The organism is Roseateles sp. GW821-FHT03B02, from assembly GCF_059421025.1.
On the sequence record NZ_JBWKUV010000033.1, the window covers coordinates 1 to 872 of the forward strand.

Here is an 872-nt window from a genome sequence, read left to right on the forward strand (position 1 = left end):
GCATTGGTGGTCACCGAGCGCAGGTCGGCCGTCTCCAGCTTGGACAGCTGATCGGTCGTCAGCGCGCCGAACTGGGCCGAGGACAGCGTGGCGAACTGGGCCGAGCCCATCGCGTTGAGGTTGTCGGTGGTGAGGCTGGAGAGCTGGCTGGTCGTCAGCGCCTGGATCTGCGAGGTCGACAGACGGGCGATCTGGTCCGTGGTCAGCACGTTCAGGTCGTCGGTGGTCAGCCCGATGACCTGCGGGTTGGTGGTCAGCGCGTTGAGCTGGGCGCTGGTGAGGGCGCGCAGCTGGTCGCTGGTGAGGCCGTCGATCTGAGCGCTGGACAGGGCGCGCAGCGCCGTTGTGGACAGGGCCTTGAGGTCGGCCGCCTCGATGGACGAGAGCTGGTCGGTGGACAGCGCGGCGACCTGGGCCGAGTTCAGCGCAGCGACCTGGGCGGTGGTGAGGGCCACCATGTCGCCGGTGGTCAGACCGTGTACCTGCACGCTGGTCAGCGCGCCGATCTGGGCGGTGCTCAGGCTGCCGACTTCGTCGGAGGTCAAGGCCTGGATCTGGTCGGACGAGAGGCCGCGCAGCGCGTTGGTGGTGACGGCGCGCAGGTCGGCCGTCTCCAGCCTGGAGAGCTGATCGGTCGTCAGCGAAGCGAACTGGGCGGAGGACAGCGTGGCGAACTGGGCGGTGCCCAGGGCGTTGAGGCTGTCGGTGGCCAGGTGGCTCAACTGGTCGGTCGTCAGCGACTGGATCTGGCCGGTGGTGAGCTTGTTGAACTGGTCGGAGGCGAGGGCGTTGAGGTCGTCCGTGTTGAGCGTGCTGACCTGGGCCGTCGTCAATGCCTGGACCTGGCCGGAGGACAAGGCGCGCAGCTGGTC

General features: G+C 68.5%; 1 pseudogene. It reads right to left on the bottom strand.

Annotation, left to right across the window (positions count from 1 at the left end):
- A pseudogene (locus AC07VX_RS26850) lies at positions 1-857 on the bottom strand (heme utilization protein); the annotation flags it as partial.
- Between the last annotated feature and the right edge of the window lie 15 nt (positions 858-872).